Consider the following 16,396-nt stretch of genomic DNA (forward strand, 5'->3'; position numbering starts at 1 on the left):
GTTTACCTCCATGACCCTCAACGGATGGCTTCAGATCCTGCTTTACTGCGGGATCGTCCTCGTGCTCGTCAAACCGCTCGGCGGTTACATGACGCGTGTCTACAATGGCGAGCGCACATTCCTCTCCCCAGTCCTCGTTCCGATCGAACGGGGGCTTTACCGTATTGCCGGCACCAGCGAGCGCGAGGAGCAGCACTGGACCTCCTATGCCTTCGCGATGCTGATGTTCAACCTGCTCGGCGTCCTCGTCCTCTACGCGCTCCTGCGCCTGCAGGACATCCTGCCCTATAATCCGGCCGGCATGGCCGCCGTCCCGCCGGAGCTTTCGTTCAACACCGCCGTCAGCTTTCCCACAAACACCAACTGGCAGAACTACGGCGGCGAAAGCACCCTGTCCTACCTGACCCAGATGGCCGGTTTGACGGCGCAGAACTTCCTGTCGGCCGCGACCGGCATGGCGATCGCTGTCGCCTTCATTCGTGCCTTCTCGCGCGCGTCGGGCAAGGCGATCGGCAATTTCTGGGTCGATATGATCCGCGGCACGTTCTACATCCTGCTGCCGATCTGCATCGTGCTGACCATCGTCTACGTCTATCTCGGCGTGCCGCAGACGCTTGGGCCCTATGTCAATGCGACCACGCTCGAAGGCGCGCAGCAGACGATTGCCGTCGGCCCCGTCGCCTCGCAGCTTGCAATCAAGATGCTCGGCACCAATGGCGGTGGCTTCTTCAACGCCAATTCGGCCCATCCATTCGAAAACCCGAATGCGATCTCGAACCTCATCCAGATGGTCTCGATCTTCGCAATCGGTGCGGCTTTGACCAACGTCTTCGGCCGCATGGTCGGCAACCAGCGCCAGGGCTGGGCGATCCTTGCCACGATGGGCGTCCTGTTCATCGTAGGCGTCGGCATCACCTATTGGGCGGAGGCTGCCGGCAACCCGCTGATGCACGCCTTTGGTCTTGGCGGCGGCAACATGGAGGGCAAGGAAGTCCGCTTCGGCGCGGCCCTATCCTCGCTCTTTGCGGTCATCACCACGGCCGCCTCCTGCGGCGCTGTCAATGCGATGCACGGCAGCTTCACGGCACTTGGCGGCCTCATCCCGCTGATCAACATGCAGCTCGGCGAAATCATCGTCGGCGGTGTCGGCGCGGGCTTCTACGGCATCCTGCTGTTCATCATCGTCGCCGTCTTCGTCGCCGGCCTGATGGTCGGCCGCACGCCGGAATATCTCGGCAAGAAGATCGAGGCGAAGGAAATGAAGATGGCCGTTCTCGCCATCCTCTGCCTGCCGCTCGCCATGCTGGTCTTCACCGCGATCGCCACGGTGCTGCCTTCCGCCGTCGCCTCGATCGGCACCGCCGGTCCGCACGGCTTCTCTGAAATCCTCTATGCCTATACCTCGGCTGCGGCCAACAACGGCTCGGCTTTCGGTGGCCTGACCGGCAATACGCCCTGGTACAACGTGACACTCGGCATCGCCATGCTCGCCGGGCGCTTCCTGGTCATCATCCCGGCGCTTGCCATCGCGGGCTCGCTGATCGCCAAGAAGACGGTTCCGGCCTCGGCAGGCACCTTCCCGACGGATGGTCCGCTCTTCGTCGGCCTGCTTGTCGGCACGATCCTGATCGTCGGCGGCCTGACCTTCTTCCCGGCCTTGGCGCTCGGCCCTGTCGTCGAGCACCTGGTCATGATCGCCGGCCAGACCTTCTGAGGGTGATGCCATGATCCTCCGTCACAGGCTTCGCAACGCCTTCCACCCTCGTCCCGGTGCGCCGGGACGAGGGAATGGCCCGAGACCCCAAGCCTCCGACATCATCCTGGTGATGATGGCAGGCCTCCTCGTCATCGCCGCCATCTTCAAAATCCTACAGGGCTGACCGGCTTCCGGTTCGCCATCCTCGTTTCAAAGCTGGAGTCTCTTATGAGCCAGGCAAAATCCGCGAGCGTCATGGATTCTCGCATCCTCATTCCGGCCGTGGGGGCCGCTTTCAAGAAGCTCAACCCCCGCGCACTCGCCAGAAACCCGGTCATGTTCGTCGTGGCCACCGTCTCGGTGCTGACCACCGTCCTCTTCCTGCGCGATCTGGTGGTGGGCAACCGCAATCTCGGCTTCGCGTTCCAGATCAATCTCTGGCTCTGGTTCACCGTGCTGTTTGCCAATTTCGCCGAAGCCGTCGCCGAAGGCCGCGGCAAGGCGCAGGCCGACTCGCTGCGCAAGGCGCGCACCGAAACCCAGGCCAAACTGCTTACCGCCAACAATGGCAGCGGCTACCGCATGGTGCCGGGCACCAGCCTCAAGGTCGGTGATTTCGTGCTCGTCGAGGCCGGCGACATCATCCCGTCGGATGGCGAAGTCGTCGAAGGTGTGGCCTCCGTCAACGAAGCGGCGATAACAGGCGAATCCGCCCCTGTCATCCGCGAATCCGGCGGCGACCGCTCGGCCGTCACCGGCGGCACGCAGGTGCTGTCCGACTGGATCCGCGTCCGCATCACCGCGGCTGCCGGCTCGACCTTCATCGACCGGATGATCGCGCTCGTCGAAGGTGCGGAGCGCCAGAAGACGCCGAACGAGATCGCCCTTAACATCCTGCTCGCCGGTATGACGCTGATCTTCGTACTCGCCACCGCGACGATCCCGAGCTTTGCCATCTATGCCGGCGGCTCGATCCCGATCATCGTGCTCGTCGCCCTCTTCGTCACCCTGATCCCGACGACGATCGGCGCGCTGCTCTCGGCGATCGGCATTGCCGGCATGGACCGCCTCGTCCGCTTCAACGTGCTCGCCATGTCCGGCCGCGCGGTCGAAGCCGCCGGCGACGTCGACACGCTGCTGCTCGACAAGACGGGCACGATTACGCTCGGCAATCGCCAGGCGACGACCTTCCGCCCGGTTCGCGGCGTGTCCGAGCAGGATCTCGCCGATGCCGCCCAGCTCGCCTCGCTTGCCGACGAGACGCCGGAAGGCCGCTCCATCGTCGTGCTCGCCAAGGAGAAATACGCGATCCGCGGCCGCGACATGGCAAGCCTCAAGGCAACCTTCGTGCCCTTCACCGCCCAGACCCGCATGAGCGGCGTCGATCTCCAAGGAGCCTCGATCCGCAAGGGTGCGGTCGATGCCGTGCTGACCTATGTCAACGGCGATTCATCCTCGAAAAACGGCAGCGAGGTCGTGCGCGAACTGCAGTCGATCGCCGACGAAGTCGCCAAATCAGGCGGCACGCCGCTGGCCGTCGCCCGCGACGGCAGGCTGCTCGGCGTCATCCAGCTGAAGGACATCGTCAAGGGCGGTATCCGCGAGCGCTTCACCGAACTTCGCCGCATGGGCATCCGCACGGTGATGATCACAGGTGACAACCCGCTGACGGCAGCCGCCATCGCAGCCGAAGCCGGCGTCGACGACTTCCTCGCCCAGGCAACACCGGAGATGAAGCTGGCGCTGATGCGCGAGGAACAGGCGAAGGGCAAGCTCGTCGCCATGTGCGGCGACGGCACCAATGATGCGCCGGCGCTTGCCCAGGCCGATGTCGGCGTCGCCATGAACACCGGCACGGTCGCCGCCCGCGAGGCCGGCAACATGGTCGATCTCGACTCGGACCCGACAAAGCTCATCGAGATCGTCGAGATCGGCAAGCAGCTCCTGATGACGCGCGGCGCGCTGACGACGTTTTCGATCGCCAACGACATCGCCAAGTACTTCGCCATCATCCCGGCGATGTTCCTGACCTTCTACCCGCAACTCGGCGTGCTGAACATCATGGGATTGTCGACGCCGCAAAGCGCCATCCTCTCGGCGATCATCTTCAATGCGCTGATCATCATCGCGCTGATCCCGCTGTCGTTGAAGGGTGTGCGCTACCGTCCGATCGGCGCCGGCGCGCTGCTGTCGCGCAACCTGCTGATCTATGGTGCCGGCGGCATCATCGTCCCCTTCATCGGCATCAAGGCGATCGACATGGCTGTCGCAGCCCTCGGCCTCGCCTAGCGCATCGGCCCGAAAATCGGAATCGATTTTCGGAAAGCACGATGCGTAGATTCAAAGAGTTAGAGCGTCCTTTGTGCGTCCGAAAGGACGCACGGCGCTCTAAGGCCTGGAGCCATCCCAGTTCCGAGAGGATCGGAACCGGAGCTCTTCGCAAAAGAACACTCCAAGGAGTAAGATAATGTTGAAAGAACTTCGTCCGGCAATCGTCATGATCGTCGCCACCACCGCCATCACCGGCCTTCTCTATCCGCTCGCCATGACGGGTGCTGCCCAGGCCCTCTTCCCGACCCAGGCGAACGGCAGCCTGATCGAGAAGAACGGCCAGGTGATCGGCTCGACGCTGATCGGCCAGGCCTTCACCAGCGACAAGTATTTCCACGGCCGCCCCTCGGCCGCCGGCGACGGCTACAATGCGGCTGCCTCCAGCGGCTCTAACCTCGGCCCGACCAGCCAGAAGCTGATCGATCGCGTCAAGGGTGACTACGAGGCAGCCAAGGCGGCGAACCCGACGGCCGATGTCCCCGCCGACCTCGTCACGGCTTCGGGCAGCGGCCTCGATCCCGATATCTCGCCGGAAGCGGCCTATTTCCAGGTACCGCGCGTTGCCAAGGCACGCAGCATGGATGAAGCCAAGGTCAAGGCACTGGTCGACGGCGCCGTTCAAGCCCGCGAACTCGGCATTCTGGGCGAACCTACAGTCAATGTTCTGGCGTTGAACCAGACCCTTGATGCTTCTATGACTCAGTGACCCTGCCAGGCTGGGCGCACCCGTTCCTTCCTATCCGCGGTAGCGCCACCCGGGCAGCGCTCTGCAGAAAGACCAAACCACATGCCAGACGACAATCGCGACCAGGCCGGCAGGCCCTCGCCCGATGCGCTTCTCGAAAAAGCCCGGGCTGAGACGCGCGGCCGTCTGAAGATCTTTCTCGGAGCGGCCCCCGGCGTCGGCAAGACCTATGAGATGCTCGTCTCCGGCCGCGCCAAGATCGCCGACGGTCTCGATGTCGTCATCGGCGTCGTCGAGACCCATGGCCGTAAGGAGACCGAAGCGCTCGTCGCCGGCTTCGAGATCATCCCTCGCGTCGAAATCAGCTACAAGGGCCGGCCGCTCGAGGAAATGGACCTCGACGGCATCCTCGCCCGCCGGCCGGATCTCGTGCTGGTCGACGAACTCGCCCATACCAATGCCGAGGGCAGCCGCCATCCGAAGCGCTACCTCGACGTCAAGGAATTGCTCGATCGCGGCATCGACGTCTATACGACGCTGAACATCCAGCACGTCGAGAGCCTGAACGACGTCGTCTCGCAGATCACCCGCATCCGCGTGCGCGAGACGGTGCCGGACTCGATCATCGACCTTGCCGACGACGTCGAGATCATCGACCTGACGCCGGATGATCTGATCAAGCGCCTGCATGACGGCAAGGTCTACATGCCGCGCACTGCCGAGCGGGCCCTGGCCAATTATTTCACGCCAGGCAATCTGACGGCGCTCAGAGAACTTGCGCTGCGCAAGACCGCCCAGCGCGTCGACGACCAGTTGCTCACGCATATGCAGGCCCATGCCATATCAGGCCCCTGGGCGGCGGGCGAACGCGTTCTCGTCTCGGTCGACCACCATCCGCGCTCCGCTTCGCTGGTGCGTTATGCCGCCCGCATGGCCTCGCGGCTGCGCGCGCCCTGGGCTGCCGTCTATATCGAGACCAACCGCTCGATCAATCTCACCGAAGCCGAGCGCGATACGGTGGCCGCCACACTGCGCCTTGCCGAGCAGCTCGGCGGCGAGGCGATCACCCTTCCCGGCCGCGAAGTGGCCGAAGAGCTCGTCCGCCACGCCACCGCCAACAACGTCACCCACATCGTCATTGGCGCCCCGAAGAAACCGACTTGGCGCGACTGGTGGAGCCGCTCGATCACCGACGAGCTGATCCGCAAGACCGGCGAGATCAGCGTCCATGTCATTTCAGGCAACGAGAAGGACGGCACCACCGCGCGTGGCGTCAGGGCTGCGGCGGTTGCGCCTGAGCTGGATTTCAGGGCCTACCTGCTGGCAACCGGTTATGTCGCCATCGCGCTCGGCGTCAGCGTCGTGCTCGACCAAGTGCTCGACGTGCGCAACCTCGCCCTCGTCTTCCTGATGGCGGTGCTGACCTCCGCCGTCCTCCACGGCCTGCGGCCGGCCCTTTACAGCTGCATCCTCAGCGCACTGTCTTTCAACTTCTTCTTCCTGCCGCCACGCTACACGCTGACGATCAGCGATCCGGAAAGTGTGCTCGCCCTCTTCTTCTTCCTGGGCGTCGCCATCATCGCCAGCAACCTGACCGCAACCGTACAGCGCCAGGCGGCCGCCGCCCGCCAGCGGGCGCGCACGACTGAAGACCTCTATCTCTTCTCGAAAAAGCTCGCCGGCACCGGCACGCTCGACGACGTGCTCTGGGCGACGGCCTTCCAGCTCGCCTCGATGCTGAAGGTCCGCGTCGTGCTGCTGCTGCCGGAAGAGGGTAGCATTGCCGTCAAAGCCGGTTATCCCCCTGATGACACGCTGGACGACGCCGATATCGCCGCCGCCCGCTGGGCCTGGGAGCACAATCATGCCGCCGGCCGCGGCGCCGATACCCTGCCCGGCGCCAAACGCCTCTATGTGCCGCTCCGAACCGGGCGCACCGCCGTCGGCGTCATCGGCCTCGACAGCGACCGCCGCGACGGACCACTGCTGACGCCAGAGCAACAGCGGCTGCTGGATGCGCTGGCCGACCAGGCCGCCCTTGCCATCGAACGCATCCAGCTCGTCGCCGATGTCGACCGGGCAAGACTTGCGGCCGAAGCGGACCGGTTGCGCTCGGCCCTGCTGACATCGATTTCGCATGACCTGAAGACCCCGCTGGCCGCCATCCTCGGCGCCGCCGGCACGCTGCGCGACTATTTCGCCTCGATGCCGGAGGAGGACCGCGGCGACCTGCTGTCGACCGTCGTCGACGAATCCGAACGCCTCAACCGCTTCATCGCCAACCTGCTCGACATGACCAAGATCGAATCCGGCGCGATGGAGCCGAACCACGCGCTGCATTATGCCGGAGACATCGTCGGCAGCGCGCTGCTCCGTGCCGCAAAGATCCTCGATCACCACAAGACCGAGATGAGCATTCCTGCCGACCTGCCGATGGTGCGCGTCGATCCTGTCCTGTTCGAGCAGGTGATCTTCAACCTGCTCGACAATGCCGCAAAATACGCGCCCGAGGGATCGGTGATCCATATCGGCGGCTGGGCCGATGCCGACAACGTCGTCGTGCAGATTTCGGACGAAGGTCCGGGCATCCCGCCGGCCGATCTCACCCGCGTCTTCGACACTTTCTACCGCGTGCGCAAGGGCGATCAGGTGCGCGCCGGCACCGGGCTTGGCCTTTCCATCTGCCGCGGCTTCATCGAGGCGATGGGCGGCACGATCACCGCCGGCAACCGGACTGGCCGTCCGGGCGCCGTCTTCACCATCCGCCTGCCGAAACCCACCGACATTCCGAAACTGGATGAACTCAGATGACCGGTTCAGCCGTCAAAGTCCTCGTCGTCGACGACGAGCCTCCGATCCGCAAGCTGCTTCGCGTCGGCCTGACCGCGCAGGGCTACGAGGTGCAGGAGGCGCCGAACGCCAGCGCCGCCCGTCAGTCGGTCGCCGCCGACATGCCCGACCTCATCGTGCTCGACCTCGGTCTGCCCGACAAATCAGGCTACGACCTGCTGCAGGAGTGGCGCGACGAAGGGCTCTCCATGCCCGTCGTCATTCTCTCCAGCCGCACCGACGAGGCCGGCATCGTCAAGGCGCTGGAAAGCGGCGCCGACGATTACGTCACCAAGCCCTTCGGCATCAACGAACTCGGCGCCCGCATCCGTGTGGCGCTGCGCCACCGCCTGCAGCAGCAGGGAGAAAAGGCGATCTTCCAGACCGGCGGGCTGTCGATCGATCTCGTCAAGCGCATCGTCAAGGTGGACGGTAACGAAATAAAATTGTCGCCGAAGGAATACGACATCCTGCGCGTCCTCGCCCAGCATGCCGGCAAGGTGCTGACACACCAGTTTCTTCTAAAGCAGATATGGGGGCCGGCGGCTGACGTGCAGTATCTGCGCGTCTATGTCCGGCAACTGCGGCAAAAGATCGAGCAGATTCCGGACCAGCCGCACTATATCACTACGGAGACCGGCGTCGGCTACCGGCTCAGGGAACCGGATTGACATCCCTTCCCTCCCGCTGCCCGAACAGTATCGAGAATGACATGAACCTTCTGAACATCATCCGGCCGGAACACACCTTCATCGGCGTGTCGGCGCAGACCAAATGGCGCGCGCTGCAGACCGTAGCCGAAAAGGCCGCCAAGGCTTTCTCCGTCGACGGCCAGACCATCCTGAAGGCGCTCGAAGCGCGTGAGAAGCTCGGCTCGACGGGGATCGGCAACGGCATCGCCATCCCGCATGCGGCGATCGATGGCATGACCAGCCCGCGCGGCCTGCTCCTTCGCTTTGCCCAGCCGCTGGATTTCGAGGCGATCGACGATATCCCGACCGACATCGCCTTCGTGCTGCTCTTTGGAGAAAACAATCGCGGCGAATATCTGAACGTGCTTTCCGCCATCGCCAGGCAGCTGCAATCAGACGGCGTGCTTGCCGCCATGCGCAAGGCAAGAACGGTCGACGAATTCTATTCCGATTTCATCGCCGATTCACGGGTATGACGCCGCAAAACCACTCACACTTCTCGGCATCATAAAAAAGGCGCGGCCCGAAGGCCGCGCCCGCTCGTCTGCAATCAGACTATCTTAGAAATCGCGCTGGAAGCGCAAGAAGCCGAACACTTCGTCGTCGCCTTCGTCCTCATCGTGATATTGCACGCTGAGCTTCGAACGCAGGTCTTCGACGATCTGGTAGTCGATGGTGACACCGGTCGTGTAGGCGCTGCCGCCGGTGAAGCCGTTGCCGTCAGCCTCGAGAGCGATGTTCTCGAAGTACTGGAAGCCCGGGGTGACCGACCACTTGTCGTTGACCTTCAAGGCATATTCTGCTGCGATCGTCCATTCGGACTCTTCGTAGTAGTAGTTGGCGCCGCTTGCCCATACGCCGGCAATACCTAGCGTGCCCGGGCCGATGTCGGCATAGACGATACCGCGGACAGCAACTTCGCTGGTGTCGGTGTCATAACCGGCAAGCAGGTAAGCGCTGATGGCGCCGGCCTTGTAGGAGACCTGGCCTGCGACACCAAAGTTGTTCGGGCCTTCGCCCGGCTTGGTGGCGTAGTCGTCTTCGAGTTCGTCGACCGAAATGCCGGCCGCGAAAGCGCCATTCTCGTACTGATAACGGATCGAGTTGTGGGTGGTCTCGTTGCTGGCGAGCGTATCGGTCTCGCCGCTCATGTCGTCATCCCACCAGCTGTACAGCTTACCGGCGCGGAAACCGGCAATGTCGAGATAGCCTTCATCAAGCAAAGCTTCCTGATCGGAGGCATTGTCGACATTGTAACGCAGCGTGATGACGCCGGTCAGCGTACCGTACTCGGTGTCGTTCTTGGTCTGGAAGGTGACCTGACCACGAGTCCAGAAGTTTACGTCGGAATCGCCGGATATCTGCTCACCGAAGCGCACTTCGGTACGGATGTAACCGCCGATCGAAAGGCATGTTTCCGTTCCCGGAATATAAAAATAGCCGGTTCCGTAGGCGTCGCAAACGCGAACATATTCCACAGGCTCGGGTTCCGCCGCCACGATGGCGTCGGCTGCGCGGGCTCCGGAGGCCGCGGCAAGGGCGGCAACGGAGGCAAAAAGGATAGTTCTGATATTCATTTTGAATGGCCCTAACAGGTTTGGAATGCGAGGCGCACTTCAAGGGGTGCCCCCGCGTAGCGGTCGGCGAATACGGCCGCACGGGAGCCATATAGGAATCCGCAAGTGTCATCGCGGCAAAATCCTGGCAAAAATCTGTATCACCATGTCGCTTTCGTGGAGGAACTGTGGCCAAAAAAACACGACCTTGCGGCAGGGCCGCGGCGGCGACCGATTGGCCGCGGCCAACTTCGGCACGTCCATTTCCAAATTGCTTCTTAAATGGAATGGCATTCTAACACCCCGGCCGGAACCGGAAGAACCTTCGTTTCATTATACGACTGACTTGATAGAGTTAGGAAAGAAAACAGGAGGGTTCCCATGCAGACACAACGGCTCACCCGGCTGATCGCAGCCGCGGTCCTGGCAGGCAGCTTCGCGATCGGGAGCATCGCTCCGGCATTCGCGGATCAGACGCTTCTCAACGTTTCCTACGATCCGACCCGCGAATTGTACAAGGATTTCAATGCCGCCTTTGCCGCCAAGTGGCAAAAGGACAGTGGTGAAACCGTGACGATCCAGGCATCGCATGGCGGTTCCGGCGCCCAGGCCCGCTCCGTCATCGACGGTCTCGACGCTGACGTCGTGACGCTTGCCCTCGAAGGCGATATCGATGCCATCGCCAAGGCGACCGGCAAGATCCCGGCCGACTGGAAGACCAAATTCCCCAACAATTCGACGCCCTATACGTCGACGATCGTCTTCCTCGTCCGCAAGGGCAACCCGAAGGGCATCAGGGATTGGGGCGACCTGGTCAAGGACGACGTGCAGGTTATCACCCCGAACCCGAAGACATCGGGCGGCGCTCGCTGGAACTTCCTGGCCGCCTGGGCATGGGCCAAGCAGGCGAATGGCGGCGACGAAGCCAAGGCGCAGGAATACGTTGCGAAACTGCTGCAGCATGTTCCGGTTCTCGACACCGGTGCTCGCGGCGCCACGACCACCTTTGTCCAGCGCGGCCTCGGCGACGTGCTGCTTGCCTGGGAAAACGAAGCCTATCTTTCGCTCGAGGAACTCGGTCCCGACCAGTTCGAGATCGTGACGCCGACCTTCTCCATCCGCGCTGACCCGCCGGTCGCCATCGTTGACGGCAATGTCGACAAGAAGGGTACGCGCAAGGTCGCCGAAGCCTATCTCAACTATCTCTATTCGGACGAAGGCCAGAAGATTGCTGCCAAGCACTACTATCGGCCGACCAAGCCGGAAGCCGCCGATCCGGCTGACATCGCCCGTTTCCCGAAGCTGACGCTCGCGACCATTGACGACTTCGGCGGCTGGAAGAGCGCGCAGCCGAAATTCTTCGGCGACGGCGGCGTATTTGACCAAATCTACAAGCCGGCCCAATAATAGACTTCATGAAAGTACATAGCCCCACGCGGTGGCGGTTCAAACGGCCGAGCGTCATTCCGGGTTTCGGAATGGCGCTCGGCCTTACCTTGACCTGGCTCACCCTTCTGATCCTCATCCCGCTCTCGGGCCTTGCGGTCCGGTCGAGCGCACTCGGCTGGGAGAAATTCTGGTCGATCGCGCTCGATCCGCGCACGCTGAACGCGCTGCGTATCAGCTTCGGCAGCGCCTTCATCGCCGCGATCGTCAATGCCGTCTTCGGCATCATCCTCGCCTGGGTGCTGGTGCGTTACCGCTTCCCCGGCAAGCGCATCATCGATGCCATGGTCGACCTGCCCTTCGCGCTGCCGACCGCCGTTGCCGGCATCGCACTGACGACGCTCTACGCGCCGAACGGCTGGATCGGCCAGTTCCTGACGCCGCTCGGCATCAAGATCGCCTTCACGCCTGCCGGCATCGTCGTGGCCCTGATCTTCGTCGGCCTGCCCTTCGTCGTGCGCACCGTGCAGCCGGTCATGGAGGAGATCGACAAGGAAGTGGAGGAAGCTGCAGCAACGCTCGGCGCCAATCGCTTTCAGACGATTTTCCGCGTGCTGCTGCCGGGGCTGGCGCCCGCCGTGCTCACTGGCTTTGCGCTCGCCTTCGCCCGCGGCGTCGGCGAATACGGCTCGGTCATTTTCATCGCCGGCAACCTGCCGTTCAAATCGGAGATCGCACCGCTGCTGATCATCATCAAGCTCGAAGAGTATAATTACGCCGCAGCGACCGGCATTGCGGCGATCATGCTGATCATCTCGTTCGCGATGCTGCTCGTCATCAATCTCATCCAGAGCTGGAGCAGGCGGAGGTACGGCTATGGCGCTTGATGCGACCGCTCAACCGGCAAAGCTGCGGTCGGTAACGACCGAAAACAGGATCGCGCGCTACAGCCTCATCATCCTTTCGCTCGTCTTCCTGCTGCTGATCCTGCTTCTGCCGCTCGCAGCCGTCTTCGTGGAAGCCTTTCGCAAGGGAGCCGGGCCGTTCTTCGAGGCGCTCGCAGACGCCGAAACCTTCTCGGCTATCCGCCTGACGCTGATCGTTGCGGGCGTCAGCGTACCGCTCAACCTCGTCTTCGGGGTTGCCGCCGCCTGGGCGATCGCCAAGTTCGAGTTCAAGGGCAAGGCCTTCCTGACGACGCTGATCGACCTGCCCTTCTCGGTCTCACCCGTCATATCGGGCCTGGTCTTCGTTTTGCTGTTCGGCGCCAATACCTGGCTCGGCCAGTGGTTCAGCGCTCACGACATCAAGATCCTGTTCGCCGTGCCGGGGCTGATCCTCGCCACCATGTTCGTCACCTTCCCCTTCGTCGCCCGCGAGTTGATCCCGCTGATGCAGGAACAGGGAACGGCCGACGAGGAGGCAGCCCTTTCGCTCGGCGCCAGTGGTTGGCAGACCTTCTGGCACGTGACGTTGCCGAATATCAAATGGGGCCTGCTTTACGGGGTACTGCTCTGCAACGCCCGCGCCATGGGCGAATTTGGCGCAGTTTCTGTGGTATCAGGCCACATTCGCGGCCAGACGAACACCATGCCGCTGCAGGTGGAAATTCTCTATAACGAGTATAATTTCACCGGCGCTTTTGCGGTCGCCACGCTTTTGGCCTTGCTCGCGCTCGTAACTCTTGTTTTGAAGACGCTGCTGGAAATGCGCTATAGCGCCGAAATCGCCGCCAGCCGGCGGCACTGAAGGATTTGGAATGGAAGTACGCGTTCAAAACATTCGCAAGGAATTCGATCGTTTTCCGGCGCTGCACGATGTCTCGCTCGACATTCGCTCCGGCGAGCTGATCGCACTGCTCGGTCCTTCGGGCTCCGGCAAGACGACATTGCTGCGGCTGATTGCCGGCCTCGAAAGCCCGACGGAGGGGCTGATCTTCTTCGGTGACGAGGATGCCTCGAAGAAGTCAGTGCAGCAGCGCAATATCGGCTTCGTCTTCCAGCACTATGCTCTGTTCCGCTACATGACGGTGCTCGAAAATGTCTCCTTCGGCCTGAAGGTCAGAAACAGTGCGCGGCGGCCGCCAAAGGCCGATATCCGCAGGCGGGCGCTGGAACTGCTCGACCTCGTCCAGCTTTCCGGTCTGGAAAAACGCTACCCGGCCCAGCTTTCCGGCGGCCAGCGCCAGCGTGTCGCGCTCGCCCGCGCCATGGCCGTCGAGCCGAACGTGCTGCTGCTTGACGAACCCTTCGGCGCGCTCGACGCCCAGGTGCGCAAGGACCTGCGCAAGTGGCTGCGCGATATTCACGACCGCACCGGACACACCACAGTCTTCGTCACCCACGACCAGGATGAGGCGCTGGAGCTTGCCGACCGCGTCGTCGTCATGAGTCAGGGCGCGATCGAACAGGTCGGCACGCCGGACCAGGTCTACGACAATCCGAATTCTCCCTTCGTGTTCGGCTTCATCGGCCAGTCGAACTGCCTTGAGGTCGAGATATCAGACAGCGACATTCGCTTCGAAGGCCGCTCGCTCGGCCTCAATGCCGAAGGCGAGCCGGATGGCACGGCGCAGCTCTACTTCCGCCCGCATGACGTCAGGCTCTGCGAATCAGCTGAAAACTGTATCGCCGGCCAGCCGGTTTCCAGCCGCCGCGTGGCCGGCACCCGCCATATCGAACTCAATATCGGCAACGATCGACCGCATATCGAGATCGAATTGCCGCCGAGCGAGGCCGACAGGCTCGACCGCAACCGGGTGGCTTTCAAGCCGACCCGCTGGAAACTGTTCCGCAGTTGATGGACATGGGCGGCGGTCGACTGCGCCGCGCGTCTTATCGAGAGCCGCAAAGGGACCCTAACGCTTTGAAATTCTGCATGATTTTTTCGTTTGCTCGATTCCAGTGCAGTGCCTCGTCGCCGGAATCGTTTTCGGCGAGAGTCCCTTAAGCTTTTTGTGATCTAAGGTTGTTTGTATTTCAGTCATATGACGAGTAAAACGTTTTCACTTAATCAAAAAGGGCTGAACTAATCCCATAGGAGGCACCTGGCGTTGAGGGCGGAGATTTCCTTTGGAAAATCCCTGATCGGGATTTTGTTCGTAGGACTGGCAGCTGCAAGCTGCACGACGACATCGAAACCGGCGGCGACGGCGGCGAACACCAAGACGAAGCAGGGTCAACCGGCAAAAGTCACGTTCAATTATACGGCCAAGGATCGCGACTGCCTGCAGCGCGCGATGTATTTCGAATCGCAGCATTCGGACGAGGACGGCTACATGGCTGTCGGGACCGTTGTCATGAACAGGCTCACCTCTGGTGCCTATCCCCCTTCCATCTGTGGCGTCGTGGCTCAGAAAAGGCAGTTCGCGCCCGGCGTGATGACGCGCGAAGTCAAGCCGCAGGCGAAAACCGAGCTTGCGAGCGCGGCCGATGCGATCCTCGTCAAGGGCGCCCGCCATCCCGCTGTGAAGGATGCGATGTTCTTCCACACCAATGGGCTGAAATTCCCCTACGACAACATGCACTATGTGACGGTTGCCGGCGGCAACGCTTTCTACGAGAAGCGCGACTCCAACGGCACGCTTCAAACGCCGCCGCCGCTGCCCTCCTACGAGGTGGCGATGAACTATGTGCCCGGCGAAAGCATGCTGCCGCCGCAATTCGAAGCGCTGATACCCTCGGCGGTTCCCGTTCCTCTGCCGGCTCCGGACCCCATGGCCACCGCGAGCACGGCGCAGATGCGGATCACAGCGCCGGTGACCGCGCCGGAAACATCGCCGGTAACATCGGTTGAGCCCGAGCCGGGAATGCCCATTGCGATCCCTATTCCCCGCCCCGCCTATGACAGCGTGATGCTGCGTGAAAGCCTTCCGGCGAACGGCGGTTAAACCAACCGCCGCTTCCGGTATATGAGTTAGATGCAAGCGCGTTTTTGTTTCTGCGCAATTCCGGACGTAAAACCGCTGCGCACTTTTGCTGGAATTGCTTTAGGCGCGCTCTTCCCAGACCCTCACCAATTCCACGATCGTTTTGACGGCCTTTTCCATATCCTGGCGGCTGACCCATTCGAGCGGCGAATGGAATGCATGGCCGCCGGCGAAAATATTCGGGCACGGCAACCCCATGAAGGAGAGACGCGAGCCATCCGTGCCGCCGCGGATGCTGCCGCGCACCGGCGTCATGCCGGCCCGGCGCACCGCCTCGATCGCGTTCTCGACGATCTCCGGGTGACGATCGAGCACCACCTTCATATTGCGATACTGCTCCTTCACCTCAAAACGATAGGTCGAGCCGGGATAGGCAGCCATCACGTCCTTGACGATAGCTTCGAGCGTCGTTTCCTTTTCCGTCAGCCCCTTGTCGGTGAAGTCACGTATGATGAGGCTCAGCGACGCCTTCTCCATCGAGCCGGTCACGCCGGTGGGATGGATGAAACCCTGCCTGCCTTCAGTGGTCTCCGGCGCAAGATCCCTCGGCAGCCGGTCGATGATGGCGCCGGCGATCTTGATGGCGTTTTCCATGCGGTCCTTGGCAAAACCGGGATGGATCGCCACACCTGATATGCTGATCTCGACGCCGTCGGCCGAGAAGGTCTCATCCTCGATATGGCCGGCCGTCTCGCCGTCCATCGTATAGGCGAAGTCGGCTCCGAGTTTCGCTAGATCCACCTTGTTGACGCCGCGCCCGACCTCCTCGTCCGGCGTGAACAGGATCTTGATCGTCCCATGCCTGATCTCGGGATTGTCGACGAGGAACTGGGCGGCGGTCATGATCTCCGCCAGTCCCGCCTTGTCGTCGGCGCCGAGCAATGTCGTTCCATCGGTCGTGATAATGTCGTTGCCGATCTGGTTTTTCAGCTCAGGGTGCTCGCTGACGCGGATCACCCGGCTCGGATCGCCGGCAAGCCTAATATCCCCGCCGGCATAATTCCCGATGATTTGCGGCTTGACATCGGTGCCGCTGAAATCGGGTGCCGTATCCATGTGCGAGCAGAAACAGATGACCGGTACCGTCTTGTCGCTATTGGCCGGAATGGTCGCATAGACATAGCCGTGTTCATCGAGATGCGCGTCGGCAAGACCGATCTTCAGCAGTTCATCGACCAGAACCCGGCCGAGATCCTTCTGCTTGCCGGTGGTCGGCTGCGTCGACGAGGCAGGGTCGGATTGCGTGTCGATAACGACATAACGGAGAAAGCGGTCGAGAACAGTGTCGGTCAT

14 protein-coding genes are annotated in these 16,396 nt (G+C 62.3%); 12 read left to right on the forward strand and 2 right to left on the reverse strand.

Going from position 1 to position 16,396, the window contains the following annotated elements; all coding sequences use genetic code 11:
* Positions 1–10 precede the first annotated feature (10 nt).
* The 7 genes from kdpA to BS630_RS29100 all read left to right on the forward strand — a co-directional run bounded on the left by kdpA (position 11) and on the right by BS630_RS29100 (position 8,709).
* Positions 11–1,714, forward strand: a complete 1,704-nt coding sequence (gene kdpA, locus BS630_RS29075; RefSeq protein WP_077980152.1) for a potassium-transporting ATPase subunit KdpA — start codon at positions 11–13, stop codon at positions 1,712–1,714.
* Between the two features lie 10 nt (positions 1,715–1,724).
* Positions 1,725–1,880: a hypothetical protein gene (locus BS630_RS37495; protein ID WP_003547764.1), complete on the forward strand. Its 156-nt coding sequence runs from the start codon at positions 1,725–1,727 to the stop codon at positions 1,878–1,880.
* Positions 1,881–1,924: 44 nt separating this feature from the next.
* Entirely contained in the window at positions 1,925–3,985 is a 2,061-nt protein-coding gene (gene kdpB, locus BS630_RS29080) for a potassium-transporting ATPase subunit KdpB (protein ID WP_077980153.1), read from the forward strand.
* Between the two features lie 178 nt (positions 3,986–4,163).
* Positions 4,164–4,733, forward strand: coding sequence for a potassium-transporting ATPase subunit KdpC (gene kdpC / locus BS630_RS29085; protein WP_028741792.1), 570 nt, complete (start codon positions 4,164–4,166; stop codon positions 4,731–4,733).
* 81 nt (positions 4,734–4,814) lie between these two features.
* On the forward strand, positions 4,815–7,523 hold the full coding sequence (locus tag BS630_RS29090; RefSeq protein WP_077980154.1) for a sensor histidine kinase: 2,709 nt from the start codon (positions 4,815–4,817) through the stop codon (positions 7,521–7,523).
* Positions 7,520–8,212, forward strand: coding sequence for a response regulator transcription factor (locus BS630_RS29095; protein WP_077980155.1), 693 nt, complete (start codon positions 7,520–7,522; stop codon positions 8,210–8,212). Before BS630_RS29090 ends, BS630_RS29095 begins: the two co-directional genes overlap by 4 nt.
* Before the next feature lie 41 nt (positions 8,213–8,253).
* Positions 8,254–8,709 carry a PTS sugar transporter subunit IIA gene (locus BS630_RS29100; protein ID WP_077980156.1) on the forward strand — a complete coding sequence of 152 codons (456 nt, stop codon included), beginning with the start codon at positions 8,254–8,256 and terminating at the stop codon, positions 8,707–8,709.
* Between the two features lie 84 nt (positions 8,710–8,793).
* Here BS630_RS29100 and BS630_RS29105 read toward each other — a convergent pair whose 3' ends face one another.
* Positions 8,794–9,810, reverse strand: a complete 1,017-nt coding sequence (locus BS630_RS29105) for a porin (RefSeq protein WP_077980157.1) — start codon at positions 9,808–9,810, stop codon at positions 8,794–8,796.
* Positions 9,811–10,170: 360 nt separating this feature from the next.
* Between BS630_RS29105 and BS630_RS29110 the strand changes: the two genes are divergently transcribed.
* From BS630_RS29110 to BS630_RS29130, 5 genes are all read left to right on the forward strand, one after another.
* Positions 10,171–11,196, forward strand: coding sequence for a sulfate ABC transporter substrate-binding protein (locus tag BS630_RS29110; protein ID WP_077980158.1), 1,026 nt, complete (start codon positions 10,171–10,173; stop codon positions 11,194–11,196).
* Positions 11,197–11,204: 8 nt separating this feature from the next.
* A complete protein-coding gene (gene cysT / locus BS630_RS29115; protein WP_077980159.1) occupies positions 11,205–12,062 on the forward strand; it encodes a sulfate ABC transporter permease subunit CysT in 858 nt (285 codons plus the stop codon).
* Positions 12,052–12,924, forward strand: a complete 873-nt coding sequence (gene cysW, locus BS630_RS29120) for a sulfate ABC transporter permease subunit CysW (RefSeq protein WP_020052642.1) — start codon at positions 12,052–12,054, stop codon at positions 12,922–12,924. Before cysT ends, cysW begins: the two co-directional genes overlap by 11 nt.
* 10 nt (positions 12,925–12,934) lie before the next feature.
* Entirely contained in the window at positions 12,935–13,975 is a 1,041-nt protein-coding gene (locus tag BS630_RS29125; protein WP_077980160.1) for a sulfate/molybdate ABC transporter ATP-binding protein, read from the forward strand.
* 252 nt (positions 13,976–14,227) lie between these two features.
* A complete protein-coding gene (locus BS630_RS29130; RefSeq protein WP_077980161.1) occupies positions 14,228–15,064 on the forward strand; it encodes a cell wall hydrolase in 837 nt (278 codons plus the stop codon).
* Positions 15,065–15,163: 99 nt separating this feature from the next.
* On the opposite strand, the gene pepT is transcribed toward BS630_RS29130, so the two are convergent.
* On the reverse strand, positions 15,164–16,396 hold the full coding sequence (gene pepT, locus BS630_RS29135) for a peptidase T (RefSeq protein ID WP_077980162.1): 1,233 nt from the start codon (positions 16,394–16,396) through the stop codon (positions 15,164–15,166).

The organism is Rhizobium laguerreae (assembly GCF_002008165.1).
In the GTDB taxonomy this organism is placed as follows: domain Bacteria; phylum Pseudomonadota; class Alphaproteobacteria; order Rhizobiales; family Rhizobiaceae; genus Rhizobium; species Rhizobium laguerreae.